Origin of the sequence: Desulfuromonas acetoxidans DSM 684, from assembly GCF_000167355.1 — a bacterium.
In the GTDB taxonomy this organism is placed as follows: domain Bacteria; phylum Desulfobacterota; class Desulfuromonadia; order Desulfuromonadales; family Desulfuromonadaceae; genus Desulfuromonas; species Desulfuromonas acetoxidans.
On the sequence record NZ_AAEW02000001.1, the window covers coordinates 99,982 to 120,958 of the forward strand.

Genomic DNA, 20,977 nt, shown 5'->3' on the forward strand with positions numbered 1-20,977 from the left:
TGAGTTTATTCCAGTAATCAATCTTAAAATACCCGGCTCTTTTTGCAAGACGCAGCGGTCAATACCGCTCGATTAAATCACTTTTTATCCGATCAGAACAACGGACATTCCGCACCGAGACACTCCTGATTGCGCACATGTTGATCACAAGGCAGCCATTCTGCGGCAACGAGGGGTAAAGGCAGATACTGCTGAGACAATTCAGCGGCTTTTTGCAACGACACCACGCAGTCACGGTTGCAGCAGCGCGCCGCTTTGAATTCCGCAAGATCCGCCAGCACCTGTTGCACCACGTTTTGCACCACCTGTCGTTGGTCGCCCTTGAGCGGATTGGCTTCGAGAATCAGACTAAAGGCGATCCCCACACCAACAGCGGCACCGCATGCACCGTTGTACGCGCAACTGCCGCCGATCACCTGCGCTCCACGACTCAAACCCGCCTCCAGCAGCGATTCTCCCATCTTGCCACCAATATTGCGGTAACAGGTCAGGATCACCGCCGGCACCAGAGCATGGTATTCCGGACCATGGAGCGGAACCGCCGGGTGCTGACGCAACTGATGAAACAGTTTGAACATATCGGTTTCCCGGCTGTGACGGCACATGGTTTCGATGACGGCCAACGCATCTTCACTGTGACAGGCATCACACACATAATGACCCTGCTCGCAACACGCCGAGGCGTCAAAATGGCGTCCGCAATAACTGCATTGATAACGCGTGAACACCACTTCATAGTTGAGCGGCGCACCACAGACCATGCAGCCGCTTTGCTGACGTGACACCGGCACATCATCCACGGCATCGTCGGGAATTTCAGGAGTGATGGCGCAATTGCAGCTCATGGTAAAAGTTATGTTGGTCACATGACCATCATCATCAAGCTGATAAAGTTGAGCTCCGGCACTACGGGCCAGGGGAACAGGAATCTCATCGATCTGTCCCGGCACCAGAATCCGCCCATCGGGCAGCCGGATACTGGGGAACGGGCCGGGGTACATCACCCGCACCAACGCCTGATCCTGTTCGGGCTTGCGGGCACTGAAAGTCAGCGAGAAGAACGAATGGTCCTGGACGCGGCGGTAGGGCACCCGTTTGTTACACATCACCCCTTCAAAGCCACTCTCATTGAGCAGGCCAACCAGATCTTTCTGGGTCAGGGCACCGGCAATGCATTCGCCGCGCAACACTTCATCGTTGCGAATAGCGGCATCGGGTTCTTTTTCACACACCACATCGGCCACCACCAGACGACCTCCCGGCTTTAACACACGGAAAATTTCGTTGAACAGCAGGCGTTTATCCGCTGAAAGGTTGAGAACGCAGTTGGATAGAATCAGGTCAATACTGTCTGATGCCACCGGCAGTTGTTCGAGGTACCCTTTGCGAAAGTCGAGATTGTTATAGCCGAGGTTTTCAGCTACACCCACCGCACCCTTGCGGGCCAGGTCGAGCATGGGATCAAGCATGTCAACGCCAATTACCCGCCCTTTGTGACCGGTAAGACGTGCGGCAAGAAAACACTCCACGCCACTGCCGCAGCCCAAGTCAAGGATGGTCTCCCCGCCCTGAATCTCGGCATCGAGCACCGGGCTACCGCAACCGTAACCGCGGAAGCGATAGGCGGGCGGGATATGATCGATCATGGCCGGTTCGTAGCACACCGGATTGAGAATATCTTCGTTTTTATCGCCAACGGCTTCGCTGTAGAAATCTTTGACCACACTGCGACTGTCTTCATGGGTGAGCGACAGCAGGCAGTTGGAATGGAGCAATGCCACCTTGCCATGGGCACCACAGCTCTCCAGCATATCGCCCATTTTGAGACGCAGCCCCGGCTCGTCGCGCTCGGGGAGCCGACCTGTGGCCTCGACAATCAGGTCGAGGGCCATCTGCTCATAGAGCGGCAGATAGGGATCATCGCCAACAAAGGTCTCAGCGTGAATGTAACTGTGGTCAATATCGCCGCCACCAAGCAGATAACGCCACGGCGAAGCCCAGTCACGACAGCTGCTGTGGCGAATCGCATCGAGCACACTGCTGTTCTTCCAAGCCTGTTGCAGAGAACCGCTCAGGGGGGTTTTGAGAGCGTCAACACCAACCAGGGCCGCAGAGGGATAGAGCTGGCCGTCCGGCCCGATGGCCGCAGATTCCCAGCCACTGCCACTGCCGTCATGAATGGTTCCAGAGGGGGCAAAGATCTGGGTTTTCAGGGCATCAAGGTTGTCGATGCTTATACCGCGCTGGTGTGCCCGCGCTGCGGCCTGATTGAGATAATGATGAATGGTCTCAACGGACGGCACCTGCGCCGATGCAGCGCGACCACGCACGAAGTACCACATGAAGTGAACATTACCTGCGCCACAATCCGCCGCCAGATCGACCACGTCCGCCATATCGGCAACATTGTCCTGTTCTACACACATCGACAACGTAAATGGGAACTGATTGTCACGCAACCACTCGAGTTGTTGTTGGAGACGGGAAAACATACCATCACCACGTAGATGATCGTGTCGCTCGGGCAACCCATCGACACTGATCTGCAAATGAAAACGACTGAGATCCCAGTCAATACCATTGAGCTGGTGGCTCAGGGTCATGCCGTTGGTGAGCACCGCCACATGGTGGCTGGGCGTGTTGAGGATGTGCCGGACAATGTCGGCAAAGTCGGGATGAACAAATGGTTCACCACCGGTCAGGGCAAACACCCGGCAGCCCAGCTCGGACGCCTCATCCACCCGGCGGATAATCTCGCCTGTTGCCAGTTCGTCCTGGCTGTTGGGTCCGGAAGTAAACAGACAATGGCGACAGCTCAAGTTACAACGGTTTGTGATATGCAACCACAATTCGCGAAGATGATCGGCTGCGAGCAAGGCGCCACGTCCCGGATAGGGGCTGACCACGGCATCCGGCAGGCGATTGAGAAAACGCTGGACGCGGGGCGTGTCGACATCAAGACTCCCCGTCCGTAACTGCTGAAGCAAGGCATCACCAGCCCGATTAGGAACAAACCAGGCCGGTTGATCGTCGCGAAGATAAATCGGGCAGGAGCGGTGCTCAAACCGCTGCCATAAAGAATGGTCAAAACTCATAACGTAAAACACTGGTGTCGGCCGAGTGATCCTCGGTCGGCCCTCCACAAATCGGATAGTATTATGGGCATTATTGGATTCGCCGAGGACTGTATCACCAATGGGTCAAAAAACTCAAGTCCGGGATTGACGCGTTAAGGCGTTTGCCGGGCAAGAATTTCCTCATAAACAGCCAGCACCCCTTCAGGGCGATAACTACAGCTGCGCACGCGCTCGCGGCCATTCGCCTCGGTCACCTGCCAGTCCATCACTTCAACTTTTTTGCGCCAATGACGGCTGAGTTTATCGCCTTGCAATGATTGCAATCTCTGCCAGAGATCCTCAAGTGTCATCAGGGTGAAGGTCTCAATTTTATCAATCTTCTCAAGGCGATGGCAGAGAAAGTAGTCGAGCAGTTCCACCTGGTCTGAACTGTGACCAGGCTCTGTCCAGGCGATAAAATCATGTTCCGGTTGACGTTGTTGCTCAATTTTCTCGTGAAGCTGTTGTACAGTCATGCGCTCCTCCATCATTGAATTGTATACAAAAAGACACTCCGGCCATTGACATGCCCGGCAAATCCTCATAGTCTCAGAAACACGTCATTTTACGAAAGGATTTAATTCATGTTTGTGGCAAAAAAAGGCGATACCATCAAAGTTCATTATACCGGCACCCTGAGTGACGGAACCGTTTTTGACACCTCGACGGACAAGGATCCGTTGTCATTCATTATCGGCAAGCAGGAGGTCATTGAAGGCTTCGACGATGCGGTCGTCGGCATGGTGCGCGGCGAAACCAAAACCGTCATCATCCCGGCAGAAAAAGCTTATGGCCCGACCAAGAAATCTCTGATCGAAACACTCGATCGCAGCAGCCTGCCGGACAACATCCACTACAAAGTGGGAAGTCAGATCGAGGTGACCAATAAAGACGGTTCTCTGTTTTATGTGATGGTGGCCGCAGCCACGGAAGAGGAAATAACTCTGGACGCCAATCACCCGTTGGCTGGCAAAGAGTTGACCTTTGAGATTCACGTTGAGGAGATCACGCCGAAAAAAGTCGTCGAAAACAACCCCCTCGACGAGATCCTGGGCCGACCGGACGTACTGCAATAACAGCGGATATGTTCAGTGGCATCGATTTGCCGCCAAGCGACTGTTGCTACTTGAGATTTTTTGAGCAGCAGCAGTTGCGCCCTTCTTTCTTGGCCTGATACAGACAACGATCTGCCGCGGCAATCATGCCATTGCCCGTCAGCATACTGGCGTGTTCCGGATCACATCCGGCCACGCCAAAGCTGGCCGTCAATCGGATGCTCTGAGGATCACAGGCAATCTCCTGATCGGCAATACTACGCCGCATCCGTTCAGCCACCACCAACGCCCCCTCCAGATTGGTTTCCGGAAGAACAATCACAAACTCTTCACCGCCATAGCGGGCCAGCCAGTCAACCCCCTGACGCAGGGATTGGGCCAACCCCTGTGCGACACTCTTGATCACCCGGTCGCCGGTTTGGTGACCGTAATGGTCGTTGATCAACTTGAAATGATCGATATCACACATGATCAACGACAAACTCTGCTGATAGCGTTGCGCGCGGCGTATCGCACCGGGGAACGTCTCGTTGAAGTAGCCACGGTTGAAACTGCCGGTCAAGGAATCGCGCACCGCCAGCTCGGCAATCTCGGCATTGCGTTTTTTGATGGTGTCGAGCGCTTCGTTAAGCTGCTCGTTCATCCGCTCCAGCTCACGCTTTTGCTGCAACGCCCCTTCGTAGGTGGACAGCAGCAAGTCGAGAATCTGTGATCGCTCCGAGTTGATCACATGTTTCTTGCCGGCAAAATAGATCTCCACCCCGTCATCGTTACGTTGCTGGCTGCGAATCTTCTGATTCAACAGAATATTGTGCACCTGAGAAACCAGCAGGCTGCAGTCAAACGGCTTGGTGACAAAGTGATCGGCACCGCATTCCAACCCACGAACGATATCTTCAGGTTCGGAAAGTCGCGTCAACAACACCACCGGCACATGACGGGTTTCCACATGCCCCTTGATCTGGCGGCACAGCTCAAAGCCATCCATATCAGGCATCACCACATCACTGATAATCAGCGCCGGACGATAGTTCTCCAGCCACAACAGAGCCCGCGAAGCGCCATCGGCACAGGCAACACTCAGGCCCTCTTCTTCAAACAGTTGCTCCAGTTTCAATGCCTGGGTATAACTGTCTTCAACGACCAGGATATCGACATTTCTGGCCTGCAATAAACTCATAACCCTACCTTTAACATCAAAAAGAATCTCGCGCTCGCGGCTAACGACAACACAGGTGAATCAACTGCTGGCCAATCCGCTCCGGACAAAGTTTATAGTTCCCGGCGCCGAGCTGTTCCGCTTCTCCAGGCATGCCGTATACCACACAACTCTCTTTATCCTGAAGCAGTGTTACAGCGCCCTGTTGCTGCAACGTCAACAATTCCGCCGCCCCATCACGCCCCATCCCGGTCATCAGAACCCCAACCACATCTCCACCGTAAGCACGGGCTGCAGACTGGAACAGATAGGAAACCGCCGGACGCACACTGTGCATCATCGGCCCCTCTTTAAGGACAATCCGTCCTGCAGATGTTACGCCCATATGCACATCATCCGGGGCAAAATACACGACACCCGGTTTGATGCTCTGACCGTTCTCAGCCACACATAAAGAGAGGGCACAGCCGTTTTGCAGCCACTGTACCATCCCCGGAACAAAACCGGGAGAAATATGCTGAACCACCAGGATCGGCAACGGGAAACTGGCCGGTATCTGACGCAGCATATTCTGCAGAGCCACCGGGCCACCGGTGGAAGCACCGACCACCACCAGCTTGTAACGGCAGGTGGCTTTTTTGTCAGAGGACTCTACAGTTTGTGTTGCGGAAGGTTGCGGGGGAGCGCAAACATCCAGACCGGCCACCTGACGCAGGGTACGCAACAGTTTATCGCGATCTTCTACCGCCGCTTTGCTTTTGGGGCCACTCGGTTTAGGCACCGCAGCCACGGCACCAGCTTCGAGAATCCGAAAAGTCTCCTGAGACGCGCTGCCATTGACCAGACTGCTGACAATAACCACCGGCGTCGGACAACTGGCCATGATCTGGCGCGTGGCGCTGCAACCATCAAGAACCGGCATATGGATATCCATGGCCACGACATCGGGACGCAGACGGCTGGTCAGTTCCGCGGCCTGCTCACCGTTTTCAGCGACGGCCACCACTTCCATATCCTCAGCGGAATCGACAATAAACTTGAGATAAGCGCGAGAAGAGGCAGAGTCTTCGGCAATCAACACCCGGATCATAACGTCACCCGCCGAACACAGTTGCGTCCAGCTTCCTTGGCCGCATAAAGCGCTTCATCCGCCGCCGCCATCAACTGTTCAACACTGAGCAGATGCTCCATGGACTCAGGCAGATAGCTGACAACACCAAAACTGGCGGTGAGAGCGATGGTCTGATCCTCCCAAGGGATGGATAACTGTTCAATGGACTGGCGCATCCGCTCGGCAACGGCCAGAGCCTTGTCGCTGTCAGTATCGGATAAAATAACGACGAACTCTTCACCACCGTAACGCACCAGCAAATCGAAGCCCTGACGCACCTGTTGCTTCAAACAGACGGCAAAATCCTGCAACACCCGATCACCGGCCAGATGGCCGAAGGTATCATTGACCTTTTTAAAATGATCGACATCGCAGATCATACAGGAAACCGGCTGGCGTGAGCGCACGGCACGGGCGATAAACGACGGACACTGGGTATTGAAATAACTGCGATTGTGCACTTCTGTCAGAGCATCGGTCACCGACAGATGGAGCACCTCTTCATTGCGCTTTTTCAGGGAACGTTCAAGATCGATCACCCGCTTGGCCGTATTGAGGCGTGCCATCAATTCCAGCTCAGAGACCGGTTTGGTCAGGTAATCGTCGGCACCGGCCTGCAGACCGGCGACAATATCATCGGGATCGTCCTTGGAGGTGACGAGGAAGATAAACACATAGCCATCGAACTTTCGGCTGCGGATGGCCTGACACAGCTCCACACCATCCATCTCCGGCATCACCCAGTCGGTGATAATGATCGGAAAATATTCCTGTTTGAGGCGATCAAGGGCTTCACGGCCATTACTGACCACCACCGCATCAAAGCCGTGCGCTTCCAGCATAAACTGAAATCGTAACGCCTGAGTACGGCTGTCCTCAACCAATAACACTTTGAACTGCTGCTGCATGTGTTCCCCGTTGTCAGTTCGACATCCTGCTAAATCAACCGCTGTATTGTATCAAGCAGATTACTCTGATCAAAGCTTCGTTTAACAATATAGGCATTGGCTCCGGCGACAATCCCTTTTTCTTTGTCTTCCGCCGACTCAAGGCTAGTGACCAGCACCACCGGAATCTCCTGCACACTCTCTGTCGCCCTGATCCGTGTGGTGAGGCCGAATCCGTCAAGCTGCGGCATCTCCACATCACTGACCACCAGATCAAACGCCCCAGCCGTCAGCTTGGTAAAGGCATCTTCACCGTCAATAGCAGTGGTCACCAGATAACCGGCAGCTTCGAGAATATTTTTGATCAACATGCGTGACGTAATGGAATCGTCAACCGCAAGAATCCGCCGTGGTGTCTGTTGATCGCTATTGTCATTGCGAATTCGCCCGGCACTCTCCATGGGCGCGGACAGCAAGTCGCGAGCATCAAGAACCGGCACCACCCGACCATCTCCCAACACGGATGCACCGGAGAAAAAACGGACATGGCGCAACTGTTCACCGAGTCCCTTGACCAGCAGTTCATATTCACCATCAACCTCATCAACGACAAAACCGATCCGTTGCTCACTGTCATGCACCACAACCACATGGATCTGATCCGTCTGAGTGATGGGGCGATCAGTGATCGCCAACAGCCCTCCGAGATTGACCAGAGACACGTTTTCACCATCAACACAGACCACTTCACGGTTTTCCACTGTGCGGATGGACTGGCGGGAGACCTTAAGCACCCGCTCCACCATAACGGTCGGCACAATCAGTTCAACGCCGCGGGCCTGAATAAGGATGCCCTTGAACACTGCCAGACTCACCGGGATATGCAACTTAAAGCAGGTCCCCTGACCTTGGCTCGTCTCAACATGCAGGTGGCCACCAAGATCCTCGACCTTCTCCTTAACAATCGCCATCCCCAAACCGCGCCCGGAGATCTCGGTGATCATGGAACTGGTCGACAGCCCGGAGTTGAATATCAGCCATGCCGCCTCCTCATCACTCAATTCGGCAGCAGCCTGCGCAGTGAGCAACTGCCTGTCAACGGCCTGAGCGCGCACCCGGTCAAGATCGATCCCAGCACCATCATCGCAGATTCGCACTTCGACGCGGCCACCCTGAGTCCGTGTCAGAGAGATCTGCAACCGCGCCTTGGCCGGCTTACCGGCAGCCAAACGGGTCTGGGGCAGCTCAATACCGTGATCAATCGCGTTACGGATCAAATGTGTCAACGGCGATGAGAGCATTTCGAGTATCCGCTTGTCAATTTCAGTATCATCGCCCTCCACCAGCAGATCAACCTCTTTGCCCTGAATCCTCGCCAGCTCACGCACAGTCCGGGGAAAGCTGGCCGACAAATTGGCAAACGGCACCATGATGATCTCCTTGACCTCTTCCAACAGTTCATCAATCAAGGTGGCGGTGGTGGCTTTATCCTGGAGCAAGCGTTGTTGCTGGCGGGCAACCTGGCTTTCGAGGTTCTGCAGAGCGTTGTGGGTCCGCTCAAGATAGCCGAGCAAGCCCTCCATGGCCCGTTGCGCATCTTCGCAGTGCAGATCCTCGGAACGGTTCTGCAAACGACGCAACTGGGGCGCCATCTGATTCCAATCTTTGTGCCAGAGCTCAAATACCTGGGCCATCCCCAAACTTTCATGATGGCGTTCGGACACGGTCAACTTCAGGGTAATCAGGCTTTCCGCCTTTTGCATCACACTGTCAAGGTGATGGGTGGCGACCCGTAACGTCCCCTCTTTGATTGTCGTGGATGGGGCCGTTCGATCGGTTGATTCGGCAGGGGCTGCAGGGAGAACTTCGGGCCCAGCAGCATTATCTGTCTCTGGCGGATCGGAAGTCTCAACAGCACTAGCTTCAACGCCAGACAGCGCCTGATCCTCGGGCTGAGAGACAACCGCTTTATCCGCTTTCCTGCAGGGTTCACATAACTGCTGCAACTGGCTGATGAGCGGAGCCACCTGTTTTCGGTAATCAGCTTCCTGGGTGGTGGAAAAATGGTCGAGAAACGCCTCCATCACCCGCACACAATTGTGCAACAGATCAAAATCATCCGTCTGCAGGGCACACTGACCTTTTTTAACCTGCGACAACACGCTTTCGAGGGTCTGGCACAACGACTCGATATCGCTCAGCGACACAGACCGCGCCGCGCCCTTGAGACTGTGCGCTTCACGAAAAGCCACCTCAAGAGGTTCGCTGTCAGCCATCCCATCCTCCACCCGCTCCAGTTGCACCAGGCAGGACGACAGGCTGGTCAGCCGCTCAAGGGCCTCCTCCTTGAAGGCCTCGCGGAGCATTATCAGCAGTTGCTGCTCATCCATCGTTCAATCCCACTACAGGGTAAACCGCTCGGAAAGCTGCTTGAGGTTGTTGGCCAGGGTCTCCAGGCGCTGAGTGGCATCTTCGAGCTGTCGGGCACTGTCCATATTCTGTTGCCCGGCATCCTTAATGGTCAACATCGCCTGCGCCACCTGTTCCACACCGGCCAATTGCTGCTGGCTGGATGAGGCGATCTGCATGGCAAATTCAGCCGAGGTATTGATATTTCCGGTCATCACCTGGAAGGTTTCTTCCGTCTGCGCCATCAGATCAACTCCGGCCTGCACCGCTTTAGTGCCGCGTTCGGTGGCCATCACCGCTGAGCCGGTGGCTTTTTGGATATCACTGAGAATGCGCTTGATCTGTTCCGTCGACTGTTTGGACTGAGCCGCAAGAGACTTCACCTCTTGAGCCACGACGGTAAAGCCTTTGCCGTGCTCGCCAGCCTTGGCCGCTTCAATGGACGCATTCACCGACAGCAAGTTCGACTGATCCGCCAGATCGGTCACGGTATCGACAATTTCACCGACATTCTGACTCTGTTCACTGAGTGAAACAATGCTCTCGGCGATATAATCCATCTCCTCCTTGATCACGCTCATGCCGGTGGCGGTCTTCTGTGTCGCTTCACTTCCCTGTTCCGAATGACGGCTGGCCTCTTCCGACGTAGTGGCCACATCCTGAGCACGATCACTGGACACCTGCGAGGTCTGACGCACTTCATCCACCGTGGCCGTGACTTCAGCCATGGAACTGGACGTTTCTGCCGCACTGGCAGCAAGCAGTGACGAGGTGGTGGAGAGCTGGCTGACAGATGCCGCCAACGTCGTGGTGCCGGAAACCAGCTCGCCGATGATGTCCCGCAGATTGGTAATCATCATCTTCAACGCCAGACCCAGCTCATCGCGTTCACTGCGCTCAACGATCTCGACACTTAAATCACCTTCCGAGATATGCCGTGCCGACACGGTAATCGCTTTAAGGCTGTCAACCATCTCCTGCATGGCCAGACCGGCCTTGTCACGCTCAGAGGCGATCTCCACTTCAACATCAAGGTCACCGGCGGCAATCCGGGTGATCTGTTCATTGCGCTGCCGGAAGCTGCGTAACATGCGAGCAAAGGCTTTCTGCATCCGCCCCAATTCATCGTGACAGGTGACATGGGCATCGGCCTGTTCCAGATCACCTTCGGCCAGATGCTCAAAATTGACCAGCATGCGGCGCACCGGCGCAACAATCTTGCCGGCAGCCCACCAACCGAACCAGCAGGCCAGCAGGGCAACCGGGAAACTCACCAACAAAATATGCAACCGCAGCGCAGAGACCGGAGCCAGGGCTTCATCCTCTTCAATCTCGCTGACCACCACCCATTCAAAACCATAGCCGCGCTCGTTAAAGCCGACATCGTCATAGGCACCCAGCACTTTCTTGCCAGCATAATTAGTTTCAAACCCGAGGCTGGCCTGATCGTTAATGGCCTGCTTAATAGCAGGTGTTGCCACCTGCTGCTTCAGCACCTGACCGGGAGCAAAGCGCAGCTCAGAACGGAGCATGGTATCGCTGCCGACGACATAGCTCTCTCCGGTGTCGCCAAACTGGCCATGGTTCTCAACAATCTCGTTGATGGCATCAATGCTTATCTTGACGGCAATCACGGCTCTGGGCTCGCCCTGCGCATCGAGAACTGGCACTGCGGCAAAAGCGATGGGCATGCCGCTCGGCTCGTAATCAACAAAATCGAGCACCACCTGTTTACGACCGTTCATCACCTGGTTCCAGACATCTGCCAAGGCACTGCTGCTTAACGAGCCGTTGCTGAGGTTGGCTCCAAAATCGCTCTCCTGTTCGACGCTGTACATCACATGGCCATGCGTGCCACAAATCAACAGCAGATCGTGATACTCATAATTGATCAGAAAATCACGCAGGAAAGGATCGATGCCCTTAGATATGTCCCGGTACGATGAGGAGGTCACGTCGAACGGGGCGTTGCCCTTCTGACCGGTACGTTGGTGATAACTTCCGAGCCGGTCCAGCGCCGTATCAACATCTTGCGACCGCGCCAGCACCTCCAGATCGGTAAACAGATCGTCAAAGTACTCCAGCAACCGCTCCCGGTTGACCTCATTGACCATCTGCACCTTCTCCAACGCGGCTTCATCAAGCGCATCGCGCGTTGCGGTAAAGCTGAGAAACTCCACAATGCCGATGGGAATCAGTGCCACAAGAAGGAACTGAAGCACCAAACGTTTTTTCAGGCTCGTACGCAAAAAATTCATGAATCCCTCCACCAGATTCAACAAGTCACACTCCGCCCAGATGCGTTGTCATCAGCGCGCCGGGCGGGTTTATTTATTTCAGGCCTGATCGACAATCAATCGCTCATCAGACAGGATCTTCGCCACATCAAGAACAATGGTTTGATCCGGTGACACTCCCTTGAGGTAACGCTCGCGCACTCCGGTCAATGTCGGCAAATTTGTTTGCAGGCGCTGTTCCTCCAGTTCGCGGACACCGAGAACCTCTTCAGCCAAAACCGCCATCTTCATGTCACGGTTCCGCAAGATAATCAACTTCTGGCGACTGTCATTTTTTGGCATCGGTAGTTCAAAAAAACTGCGCAGATCAACCACAGACAGAATCTGACCGGAAAAATGGGTGATCCCGGCGATAAAGGACGGAGCACCGGGCAACGCAACCAGAGCCGACACCGGCACTACCTTTTTAACCTGCACCAGTTCAAAGGCATACACTTCCTGAGCAAGACGAAACTCGACCACCGGCAACAGACGTCCGACCTCAATAGTATCGTCCGGGCGCGCCAATTGCTCGGCGCGTTGTTTTAAAATCCGTTGTTCTCGCGAATCAGCCATTGCTTCTTCCACTCAGGGTCAATTCTTTAGCGACAAGCGCAGATGCGACACTGTCATACCACCGGAATCGGGAATCACCTCATCGTCGGCCAACCGGTCAAGAAGCAGGTGGATGCGGGCAAACGATTTTTTTTGCTGCACCACATCACCACACTGGCCCTGAAGCATCCCCATGGTCAATTGGGCCATAATATAGTCCTCATCGAGATAGAGCGCTCGTTCAAGACTGTGTCTGGCCTGGTCGACATCGTGCTCTTCGAGGGCAATCACACCGCTGAGATAATGTGCGACCGGATTCATCTGATCAAGGCGCAACGCCTGTTCAAGATTTTCCTGCGCCAGATCGGTATGACCGATATTGGCATGGCACTTGGCCAGCAGCAGATTGATTCGCGCCTGCTCACGCCGGTCCGGTTGGCATTGAGCTAACAAGTTCTCTAACTGCGTCATCGCCTGAGCATACGCCCCTTGTTCAACCAGATCCGCGCAAAGCTCCACGCTCACCAACGGCTCATCAGGCGGCGCGGCAGTACGCGCTGGTTTCACCGCTGCCTTAGCGGCTTTGACTGGGGGCACAGATACCTTAGGCGGTGATTTTTCACGGGGTGTAACCCGCTTCGGCAGCACCGGACGAGAAACAGGCCGCGTCACCTCTCCAATCCCTTTTCGGTGTAACACCATGCCATTGATATGCACCGAATGCAAACCATCGACCGCAACCAGCCCCGCCTCACTCGGACTCACCACCAGCCAGCCGCCGTCATCGAGCATACGGGTCAACTCGGCAAGAATCTGCTCGCGCAGTTCACGCGAAAAATACATCAAAACGTTGCGACACAGGATAATATCACAGCGGCACCGTGCATCGTCACTGATACGAAACGGGGGTGCCGCCAGATTCAGGTAGCTGAAATCCACCCGCTGACGGATAACCTCCTTGAGCTGCCAGTGATGGTCATCAACAGCGTCAAAATAACGCTGCTGCATCGGTTCAGACAGCCCACGAAACGACCAGCGCGAATAGATGCCTTTACGAGCGTGGCGCAGTGACTTGACATTGACATCCGTGGCCAGCAGGTCAACTGACCAGTCACTGTTGATCAGCCCGTAATGGTCGAGCAACATGGCGATGGAATAGGGTTCTTCACCGGTGCTGCATCCCGCACTCCACACCCGTAATGTCTTGGCTTCTCTGGCCTGACGAACCCGCTGGGGAACGACCACTTCGCGCAACGCCGCAAACAATCCCGGATCACGGAAAAAATAGGTTTCACCAATCGTCAGGCTGGTCACCAGCGGTTCCAGCTCTTTGTCACTGTGCAGTGCCGCTAACACCCAGTCAACATAGGCTTGCGGATCACTAAAACCCGATTCATCACAAGCACGACTCACAGCACGCAACAGGTCGTTATGGCGTTCCGGAGGAAAGAACATGCCGAACCGTTTATGCACAAACGCACTGAGTTCATAACAGGTTTCCGGTGAAACCACTTGTGCACCATCCATCCATTTGTCCAATTACTGGTCTGTTATCGGCTTCGACGAGACACTCTCGCCCTTATGTCGCTTAATCAATTCGTGGTCAAAGTACAAAAAGGTTTCGGCATCGCATAACTGTAGTTTTTTTTCATCATGCCAGAGAATCGCCGTCACATAGCTGTCCATGTCCGGAAAAATTTCAGCGGACTGCTTCAGTTGGGCGTCGGATACCTCGATCACTGACTCCACTTCATCCGCTAAAAATGCCACAACCTGCTCATCACGATGGGCTAAAATAATTCTCTGATCCACACCAACAGGTTGGGATAGCCTGTGGAGGCGAAACCGCACATCTACAACCGGATAAGCGGTCCCTTTATAATCGATCAAACCCAGCAGACCGCTGGCGGCTTCAGGCAACGCAATCAACGCCACAGAACGCACCACCGTCTCCACCAGCTCAAGCGGCAGGGCATACCAGGTTTCGTCAATCCGGAAGGGGAAATATTTTCTCATAATACAGTTATCGTCAATTAAAACAGAAACTTCAAGCAAATAAACGCTAACTATAACCACATTTAGACGACTGTACAGCACAAATAAAAAAAGAGGCTGTGAAAATGAATTCACAGCCTCTTGGATTTTTTGGCTCCCCGAGCAAGACTCGAACTTGCGACAGGGTGATTAACAGTCACCTGCTCTACCAACTGAGCTATCGGGGATCAGTCTTTACGACGACGGGGAATATACTGTTTCCCCCCTCACCTTGTCAACAGTTTTTTAACGTTTTTATCGCCCACCTTTTTTCAGATCAAGAAGAACAAGTTTGGCAATGGCTTTAAGGGTTTCGAACACCCCAACCCCACTCATGGCGCAGGCCTTGAATTCAGGAACTTTGGTCGGATTGACAAACCGCTGCAGTTCTTCAATCGGGCTTAAATTGGCGAGATCCTGCTTGTTGTATTGCACCACATACGGCAGTTTATCGAGATCATAGCCCTGCTCTTCAAGATTATCGCGCAAGTTCTCAAGACTCTCGATATTGGCGTCCATCCGCTCTTCCTGCGAGTCGGCAACAAACACCACGCCATCGACCCCCTTGAGGATCAATTTACGCGAGGCATCATAAAACACCTGACCAGGAACAGTATAAAGATGAAAGCGGGTTTTGAAGCCACGCACCTCGCCCAGAGCCAGGGGCAGGAAGTCAAAAAACAGCGTCCGCTCCGATTCCGTGGCCAGGGAGATCATCTTGCCTTTGGAATCCGGCGCCGTTTTTTGGTAGACGTGCTGCAAATTGGTGGTTTTGCCACATAAACCGGGGCCGTAATAAACAATTTTGCAGTTAATCTCACGCGAGGCGTAGTTGATAAAAGACATGATAAATATCCTTAGCTGAACAGATTGTCGATATCATCGTCGGTAATCTCTGCGAACGGATTGCTTCGCTCCCGACCACTCGCCTGGTCACTGCTTTTTGAGCTGATCTCATCAAACAATGCCTCAAGGGCCATGCTGGCCTTTTTAACCCGAAGCCGTACCAACCCCAGGGAACTGCGCTCATCAAAGATAATCACCAGGATGACACGCCCGCCAACGATGGAGATATGAATATTGTCCTTCTCCCCTTCGTGAAACTGTATGGCAAACTCTTTTTCTCCAACCAGTTTGGCCAAGCCTCCGGTGGCGGCGATATTGCCTGCAGTCAGCGAAGCCAGACTGGTAGTGTCCATGCCGCTAACATCTCCGGACGTCGCTATCATCTGGCCGTTTTTATCCACCAGATAGATTGATTTTGCGTTGGACGCTTTTAGAAGATTATCGAGTATTTCTTTTACTTTGACGACTTCGTCATCGTAAAGAACAAAGGTAGCCTGAGAGCCAAACATGCGCAGTCTCCCCAAAGGTCATGGTTTGTCGGCTTATGCCAGAGGTTTCAAAGCCCAGACAATCGTTATAGCATTTCGCCTGTCATCCACGCAACATCATTAAGGCGGGCTGAACAAAACATTAACCGGATCGCGTAGCCCTTTTCGCCATAAAAAAAAGCTCCCGAAGAGTTCTCCGGGAGCTTTTTGGTGTTACCGATCAGGACAGGATTACTTACCGCAATCCGGATCCATATCCGCCAGTTTCTTGTACAGATCGAAACGGGCAGACGTTTCCTTGGTGGCCTGAGTCATCAGACGCTCAGCCACTTCAGGCTGGGCTTTCTTGAGAACGCGGAAACGGTTCTCACCATAGGCGTAATCCTCGAAACTGATGCTCGGATCCTTGCTGTCGAGCTGCAGCGGGTTCTTGCCTTGCTCGGACAGGCGGGGATCGTAGCGGAACAACGGCCAGTGACCGGAGTTAACCGCCTTTTTACACTCATCAACCGCAGTGGTCATATTGATACCATGGGCGATGCAGTGGCTGTAGGCCAGGATAATGGACGGACCATCATAGGCTTCGGCCTCAAGGAAGGCTTTAACACACTGAGCCGGATTGGACATGGACACTTTGGCCACATAAATGTTGCCGTAGGTCATGCTGATCATGCCGAGGTCCTTTTTGCCCATGCGCTTACCACCGGCGGCAAATTGAGCCACTGCGCCGAGCGGAGTTGCCTTGGACGCCTGACCACCGGTGTTGGAGTACACCTCGGTGTCGAGGACCAGGACATTGACGTTTTCGCCGGAAGCGAGAACATGATCCAGACCGCCGTAACCGATGTCATACGCCCAGCCGTCACCACCGACGATCCACACCGATTTCTCAACCAGGTAGTCAGCAACCGACAACAGTTGCTTGGAGTTGTTGTCCGGGCATTTTTCCAGACCGGCCTTCAAGGTGGCGATACGGGCACGCTGTGCTTCGATCCCTTCCTGCGTGCTTTGGTCGGCACCCTGGATCTCTTTGATCAGCTCGGCATATTCGCTGCCGGCCTTACACAGTTGCTCTGATGCGCTGGCCAACAATTCCTGAGCGTACTCTTTGAATTTGTCGACGGAGAGGCGCATGCCGTAACCAAACTCAGCATTGTCCTCAAACAGAGAGTTACTCCATGCCGGACCCAGACCGTCCTTACGGGTGGTCCAAGGGGTAGTCGGCAGGTTACCACCATAGATGGAGGAGCAACCGGTAGCATTGGCGATCAGAGCACGGTCACCAAACAGCTGGGACAGCAGCTTGACGAACGGCGTCTCACCACAACCGGCGCAGGCACCGGAAAATTCAAAGGTCGGCGGCAGGAACTGGCTGCCCTTGAGGGTCTGACGCTTAAACAGCTTCTCGTCAGGATCGGGCAGGTTGAGGAAGAACTCCCAGTTAACCGCTTCTGCATCACGCAGCGGCGCCTGGAAGGTCATGTTGATGGCTTTCTTGCCTTCCTCTTCCTTGCTCTTGGCCGGGCAGTTGTGAACACAGGCGCCACAACCGGTGCAGTCCTCAGGAGCCACCTGCAGGGTGAACTTCATGCCGGCCATCTCTTTACCTTTGGCATCAACCGACTTAAAGGTCTCAGGAGCACCATCAAGTTCAGCCGGATCGTACGCCTTCATGCGGATCGACGCATGGGGGCAGACGAAGGAACAGATACCACATTGAATACACAGATCCTGTTCCCAAACCGGGATATTAACGGCGATGTTACGCTTCTCGTACTTAGCGGTACCCGTCGGGAAGGTGCCGTCAGCAGGCATGGCCGAGATGGGCAGATCCTGACCTTTGCCTTCAATGATGGCAGCGGTGGTGTTCTTAACGAACTCAGGAGCTTCCCCTTCGATGGCGCCGTGAATGTGCAGTTCGCTGCCAACCGGACCCGGAGTCACTTCATGGATCTCTTCCAGGGCGCGATCAACCGCTTCCTGATTCATGGCAACCACTTTCTCACCCGCTTTGCCGTAGGACTTGACAATGGCGTTCTTGATCTCAGCAACAGCGGTCTCCAGCGGAATAATGCCGGAAATTTTGAAGAATGCGGTCTGCATGATGACGTTGATGCGGGGACCGAGGCCAATGGCCTCACCGAGGTGCACACCGTCAATGACGTAGAACTTCAGCTTCTTGTCAACAATCTGCTGCTGAACTTCCTTGGGAATGTTATTCCAGATCTCATCTTTGCCGTAGGGGCTGTTGAGCAGGAAGGTGCCGCCCTCGTTGATATTGCTGAGGATGTCGTACTTCTCAAGGAAAGAGAAGTTATGGCACGCAATAAAGTCGGCACTGTCGATCAGGTAAGGCGACTTGATGGCCTTCTTACCGAAACGCAGGTGACTGGTGGTCATGCTGCCCGCTTTTTTGGAGTCATAGACAAAGTAGGCCTGAACCTTGTTGTCCGTGGTCTCACCGATGATCTTGATGGAGTTCTTGTTGGCACCAACCGTACCGTCGGAACCGAGACCGTAGAACATCGCGGCGTAGCAGTCGGAAGGCACTTTGAAGTTGGGATCGAAATCGAGGCTGTTGCCGGTCACATCGTCTTTAATACCAACGACAAAATGGTTCTTGGACTTCGCCGCATCGAGGTTGTCAAACACGGACTTGGCCATACCCGGAGTAAACTCGTAGGAACCGAGGCCGAAACGGCCGCCGACAACTTTCGGGTAACCTTCGCCTTTGTAGATGCCCTCTTCCATGGCTTCGCCAATGGCAGTACGTACCGCCTGATAGAGAGGCTCACCCAGGGAGCCGGGCTCCTTGGTACGATCAAGAACAGCAATCTTCTTAACGGAAGCCGGCATGGCTTCAGCAAAAGCCTTGGTCGGGAACGGCAGGAACAGACGCACCTTAAGAACACCAACCTTCTCGCCTTGAGACGCCATATGCTCAACCAGTTCTTCAACCGTATCAGCACCGGAACCCATGACAATGATCACCTTCTCGGCATCAGGGGCACCCACGTAATCAACCAGTTTGTACTGACGACCGACCAGCTTGGCCAACTTGTCCATCTCGCCTTGCAGCACGTCGGGAATCGACTCGTAGAACTTGGTGACCGTCTCACGACCCTGGAAGTACACGTCAGGGTTTTGAGCGGTACCACGCAGTACCGGATGGTCCGGAGAAAGGGAACGCGCTTTATGGGCTCGCACCAGCTCGTCATCAATCAAGGCACGCATATCATCCTGAGTCAGTTCTTCAACCTTTTGAACTTCGTGGGACGTGCGAAAGCCGTCAAAATAGTGCAGGAAGGGGATGCGCGTGCGCAGAGTGGTGGACTGAGCCAACAGAGCAAAGTCCATGACCTCCTGAACGGTGTTGGAGCACAGCATCCCCCAGCCGCAGGGGCGGCAGGACATGACATCGGAGTGATCGCCGAAGATGGACAGCGCCTGAGCCGAAATAGCACGGGCTGAAACATGAAAAACCGTTGAGGTCAGCTCACCGGCAATCTTGTACATGTTGGGAATCATCAGCAGCAGACCTTGCGACGCGGTAAAGGTCGTGGTCAGCGCACCAGCCTGCAGAGCACCGTGGACAGCACCGGCGGCACCACCTTCGGACTGCATCTCAACAACTTTGGGGATGGTTCCCCAAATGTTCTTCTCGCCCGCCGCACTTTTGGCGTCGGAAATTTCGCCCATAACCGAAGACGGGGTGATGGGATAAATCGCAACGACCTCATTGGTCGCATGAGCGACATGAGCCGCGGCGGTATTGCCATCGATGTTTACCATCTTACGCGACATGTGTTCCTCCTTTTAATGGTGTCAAAAACTTCGACGATCAACGCTGATCCGTCAAACCAGATATGTCCTTCTTCACTTCATAGTCAATCGACTGTCTTACAGATCACGACGACCTTCAATCGCGCGCCCTACAGTCGCATCATCAACATACTCAAGATCGCTGCCCATGGGAATACCATGAGCCAGCCGTGTGATCCGCACCCCAAACGGCTGCAACAACCGGCTCAAATACAGAGCCGTTGCTTCCCCCTCAATGGAGAAATTGGTGGCGACGATCACCTCGTTAAAGTTTCCCTGGCGCACTCGCTCGACCAGTTCGGCAATCTTCAAATCATCCGGGCCGACACCATCAAGCGGTGACAGCACACCATGCAGCACATGGTAGCGCCCGCGGTAACTGTGGCCTCGTTCTATGGCCATCAGATCCTGCGGTTGCTCCACCACACACAGCAGGCTGTCGTCACGACTGGTGCTGGTGCACAACACGCAGGGATCCTGCTCCGTCACATGAAAGCAGGTCGAACAAAACCGAACACGCTGTTTCAGATTCTGAATGGCTTCGACCAGAGCCTGCGACTGCTCCTCCGACTGCTGCATCACGTGAAAAGCAAGTCGGGTTGCTGTTTTACGTCCGATACCGGGGAACTTTCCCAGCTCCACGATCAATCGGTTCAATGAGGGAATTGAGTCTAGCATGAAGTCCTCAGAAAATCCAACTATTTAAAATAGCGTTCTATTTTTTAAGGAAAGTGTACTTTTTTCAGCAAAAATAAAATTTAAAACGTATTTTACCATATCGTGTGCCAAAGAAAATACCTTCGACAAACAAGGCGTTAACTCGCTGAAAATACAAAAACAAAAGCCACTATCGACGAAAGGCGCGACAGTGGCTGATGTTCTAAATACATATGGAACGACGTTAAAACAGACCGGGGATATTCATCCCACCAGTGAGCTTCGACATCTCCTGCTGCATGATATCCTGGCTTTTGCGAACCGCTTCATTGGTCGCCACCAGAATCAGATCCTGCAACATATCGACATCCTGAGGATCAACAACATTCGGATCGATCTTGATCGACAAAACCTCCTGCTTGCCGTTCACCACCACGGTGACCATACCGCCACCGGCACTAGCTTCGATCTCCTGCTTGGCCACCTCTTCCTGGATGCGCGCCATTTTCTGCTGCATCTGCTGGGCCTGCTTCATCATGTTCCCTAACCCTTTTGCCATTAT

16 protein-coding genes and 1 tRNA gene are annotated in these 20,977 nt (G+C 53.9%); 1 reads left to right on the forward strand and 16 read right to left on the reverse strand.

Features of this window, described 5'->3' with window-relative positions; genetic code table 11:
- Positions 1-92 precede the first annotated feature (92 nt).
- Complete coding sequence (locus DACE_RS00450; RefSeq protein WP_005997443.1) at positions 93-3,095, reverse strand: DUF5714 domain-containing protein; 3,003 nt, start codon at positions 3,093-3,095, stop codon at positions 93-95.
- 134 nt (positions 3,096-3,229) lie between these two features.
- A complete protein-coding gene (locus DACE_RS00455; protein ID WP_005997445.1) occupies positions 3,230-3,592 on the reverse strand; it encodes a hypothetical protein in 363 nt (120 codons plus the stop codon).
- Positions 3,593-3,700: 108 nt separating this feature from the next.
- On the opposite strand from DACE_RS00455, the gene DACE_RS00460 reads away from it, so the two are divergent.
- On the forward strand, positions 3,701-4,192 hold the full coding sequence (locus tag DACE_RS00460) for an FKBP-type peptidyl-prolyl cis-trans isomerase (RefSeq protein WP_005997447.1): 492 nt from the start codon (positions 3,701-3,703) through the stop codon (positions 4,190-4,192).
- A 46-nt stretch (positions 4,193-4,238) separates the two neighbouring features.
- Here DACE_RS00460 and DACE_RS16875 read toward each other — a convergent pair whose 3' ends face one another.
- The 14 genes from DACE_RS16875 to DACE_RS00530 form a co-directional block, all read right to left on the reverse strand.
- Complete coding sequence (locus DACE_RS16875; protein ID WP_005997450.1) at positions 4,239-5,351, reverse strand: diguanylate cyclase; 1,113 nt, start codon at positions 5,349-5,351, stop codon at positions 4,239-4,241.
- 40 nt (positions 5,352-5,391) lie between these two features.
- Entirely contained in the window at positions 5,392-6,420 is a 1,029-nt protein-coding gene (gene cheB / locus DACE_RS00470) for a chemotaxis-specific protein-glutamate methyltransferase CheB (RefSeq protein ID WP_005997451.1), read from the reverse strand.
- Positions 6,417-7,349, reverse strand: coding sequence for a diguanylate cyclase (locus tag DACE_RS00475; RefSeq protein ID WP_005997452.1), 933 nt, complete (start codon positions 7,347-7,349; stop codon positions 6,417-6,419). The genes cheB and DACE_RS00475 overlap by 4 nt, the downstream gene beginning before the upstream one ends.
- 29 nt (positions 7,350-7,378) lie before the next feature.
- Positions 7,379-9,718, reverse strand: coding sequence for a hybrid sensor histidine kinase/response regulator (locus DACE_RS00480; protein WP_005997453.1), 2,340 nt, complete (start codon positions 9,716-9,718; stop codon positions 7,379-7,381).
- 12 nt (positions 9,719-9,730) lie between these two features.
- The gene (locus DACE_RS16880) at positions 9,731-11,995 is read right to left on the reverse strand and encodes a methyl-accepting chemotaxis protein (RefSeq protein WP_005997454.1); all 2,265 of its coding nucleotides are present in this window, start codon (positions 11,993-11,995) and stop codon (positions 9,731-9,733) included.
- A gap of 78 nt (positions 11,996-12,073) precedes the next feature.
- Positions 12,074-12,589 (reverse strand): chemotaxis protein CheW, encoded by a 516-nt coding sequence (locus tag DACE_RS00490; protein ID WP_005997455.1) that lies wholly within the window; start codon positions 12,587-12,589, stop codon positions 12,074-12,076.
- Positions 12,590-12,607: 18 nt separating this feature from the next.
- Positions 12,608-14,095: a CheR family methyltransferase gene (locus tag DACE_RS00495; RefSeq protein ID WP_005997456.1), complete on the reverse strand. Its 1,488-nt coding sequence runs from the start codon at positions 14,093-14,095 to the stop codon at positions 12,608-12,610.
- 12 nt (positions 14,096-14,107) lie between these two features.
- Complete coding sequence (locus DACE_RS17735) at positions 14,108-14,698, reverse strand: chemotaxis protein CheW (protein ID WP_081449893.1); 591 nt, start codon at positions 14,696-14,698, stop codon at positions 14,108-14,110.
- 16 nt (positions 14,699-14,714) lie between these two features.
- Positions 14,715-14,790 (reverse strand) — tRNA-Asn (locus tag DACE_RS00505).
- 67 nt (positions 14,791-14,857) lie between these two features.
- Positions 14,858-15,448: a GTP-binding protein gene (locus DACE_RS00510; RefSeq protein WP_005997460.1), complete on the reverse strand. Its 591-nt coding sequence runs from the start codon at positions 15,446-15,448 to the stop codon at positions 14,858-14,860.
- Positions 15,449-15,459: 11 nt separating this feature from the next.
- Entirely contained in the window at positions 15,460-15,957 is a 498-nt protein-coding gene (locus tag DACE_RS00515) for a roadblock/LC7 domain-containing protein (RefSeq protein WP_005997462.1), read from the reverse strand.
- Positions 15,958-16,167: 210 nt separating this feature from the next.
- Positions 16,168-19,740, reverse strand: coding sequence for a pyruvate:ferredoxin (flavodoxin) oxidoreductase (gene nifJ, locus DACE_RS00520; RefSeq protein WP_005997464.1), 3,573 nt, complete (start codon positions 19,738-19,740; stop codon positions 16,168-16,170).
- A 96-nt stretch (positions 19,741-19,836) separates the two neighbouring features.
- Entirely contained in the window at positions 19,837-20,436 is a 600-nt protein-coding gene (gene recR, locus DACE_RS00525) for a recombination mediator RecR (protein ID WP_005997467.1), read from the reverse strand.
- Between the two features lie 223 nt (positions 20,437-20,659).
- A complete protein-coding gene (locus tag DACE_RS00530) occupies positions 20,660-20,974 on the reverse strand; it encodes a YbaB/EbfC family nucleoid-associated protein (protein WP_005997469.1) in 315 nt (104 codons plus the stop codon).
- Positions 20,975-20,977: the final 3 nt, after the last annotated feature.

What these genes read in the sequence shown, in the direction of transcription:
- nifJ (WP_005997464.1), bottom strand. Translation starts at nt 19,740, where the DNA reads ATGTCGCGTAAGATGGTAAACATCGATGGCAATACCGCCGCGGCTCAT.
- DACE_RS16880 (WP_005997454.1), bottom strand. Translation starts at nt 11,995, where the DNA reads ATGAATTTTTTGCGTACGAGCCTGAAAAAACGTTTGGTGCTTCAGTTC.
- recR (WP_005997467.1), bottom strand. Translation starts at nt 20,436, where the DNA reads ATGCTAGACTCAATTCCCTCATTGAACCGATTGATCGTGGAGCTGGGA.
- DACE_RS16875 (WP_005997450.1), bottom strand. Translation starts at nt 5,351, where the DNA reads ATGAGTTTATTGCAGGCCAGAAATGTCGATATCCTGGTCGTTGAAGAC.
- DACE_RS00490 (WP_005997455.1), bottom strand. Translation starts at nt 12,589, where the DNA reads ATGGCTGATTCGCGAGAACAACGGATTTTAAAACAACGCGCCGAGCAA.
- DACE_RS00510 (WP_005997460.1), bottom strand. Translation starts at nt 15,448, where the DNA reads ATGTCTTTTATCAACTACGCCTCGCGTGAGATTAACTGCAAAATTGTT.
- DACE_RS00515 (WP_005997462.1), bottom strand. Translation starts at nt 15,957, where the DNA reads ATGTTTGGCTCTCAGGCTACCTTTGTTCTTTACGATGACGAAGTCGTC.
- DACE_RS00530 (WP_005997469.1), bottom strand. Translation starts at nt 20,974, where the DNA reads ATGGCAAAAGGGTTAGGGAACATGATGAAGCAGGCCCAGCAGATGCAG.
- DACE_RS00450 (WP_005997443.1), bottom strand. Translation starts at nt 3,095, where the DNA reads ATGAGTTTTGACCATTCTTTATGGCAGCGGTTTGAGCACCGCTCCTGC.
- DACE_RS00480 (WP_005997453.1), bottom strand. Translation starts at nt 9,718, where the DNA reads ATGGATGAGCAGCAACTGCTGATAATGCTCCGCGAGGCCTTCAAGGAG.
- DACE_RS00495 (WP_005997456.1), bottom strand. Translation starts at nt 14,095, where the DNA reads ATGGATGGTGCACAAGTGGTTTCACCGGAAACCTGTTATGAACTCAGT.
- DACE_RS00475 (WP_005997452.1), bottom strand. Translation starts at nt 7,349, where the DNA reads ATGCAGCAGCAGTTCAAAGTGTTATTGGTTGAGGACAGCCGTACTCAG.
- DACE_RS00455 (WP_005997445.1), bottom strand. Translation starts at nt 3,592, where the DNA reads ATGACTGTACAACAGCTTCACGAGAAAATTGAGCAACAACGTCAACCG.
- DACE_RS00460 (WP_005997447.1), top strand. Translation starts at nt 3,701, where the DNA reads ATGTTTGTGGCAAAAAAAGGCGATACCATCAAAGTTCATTATACCGGC.
- cheB (WP_005997451.1), bottom strand. Translation starts at nt 6,420, where the DNA reads ATGATCCGGGTGTTGATTGCCGAAGACTCTGCCTCTTCTCGCGCTTAT.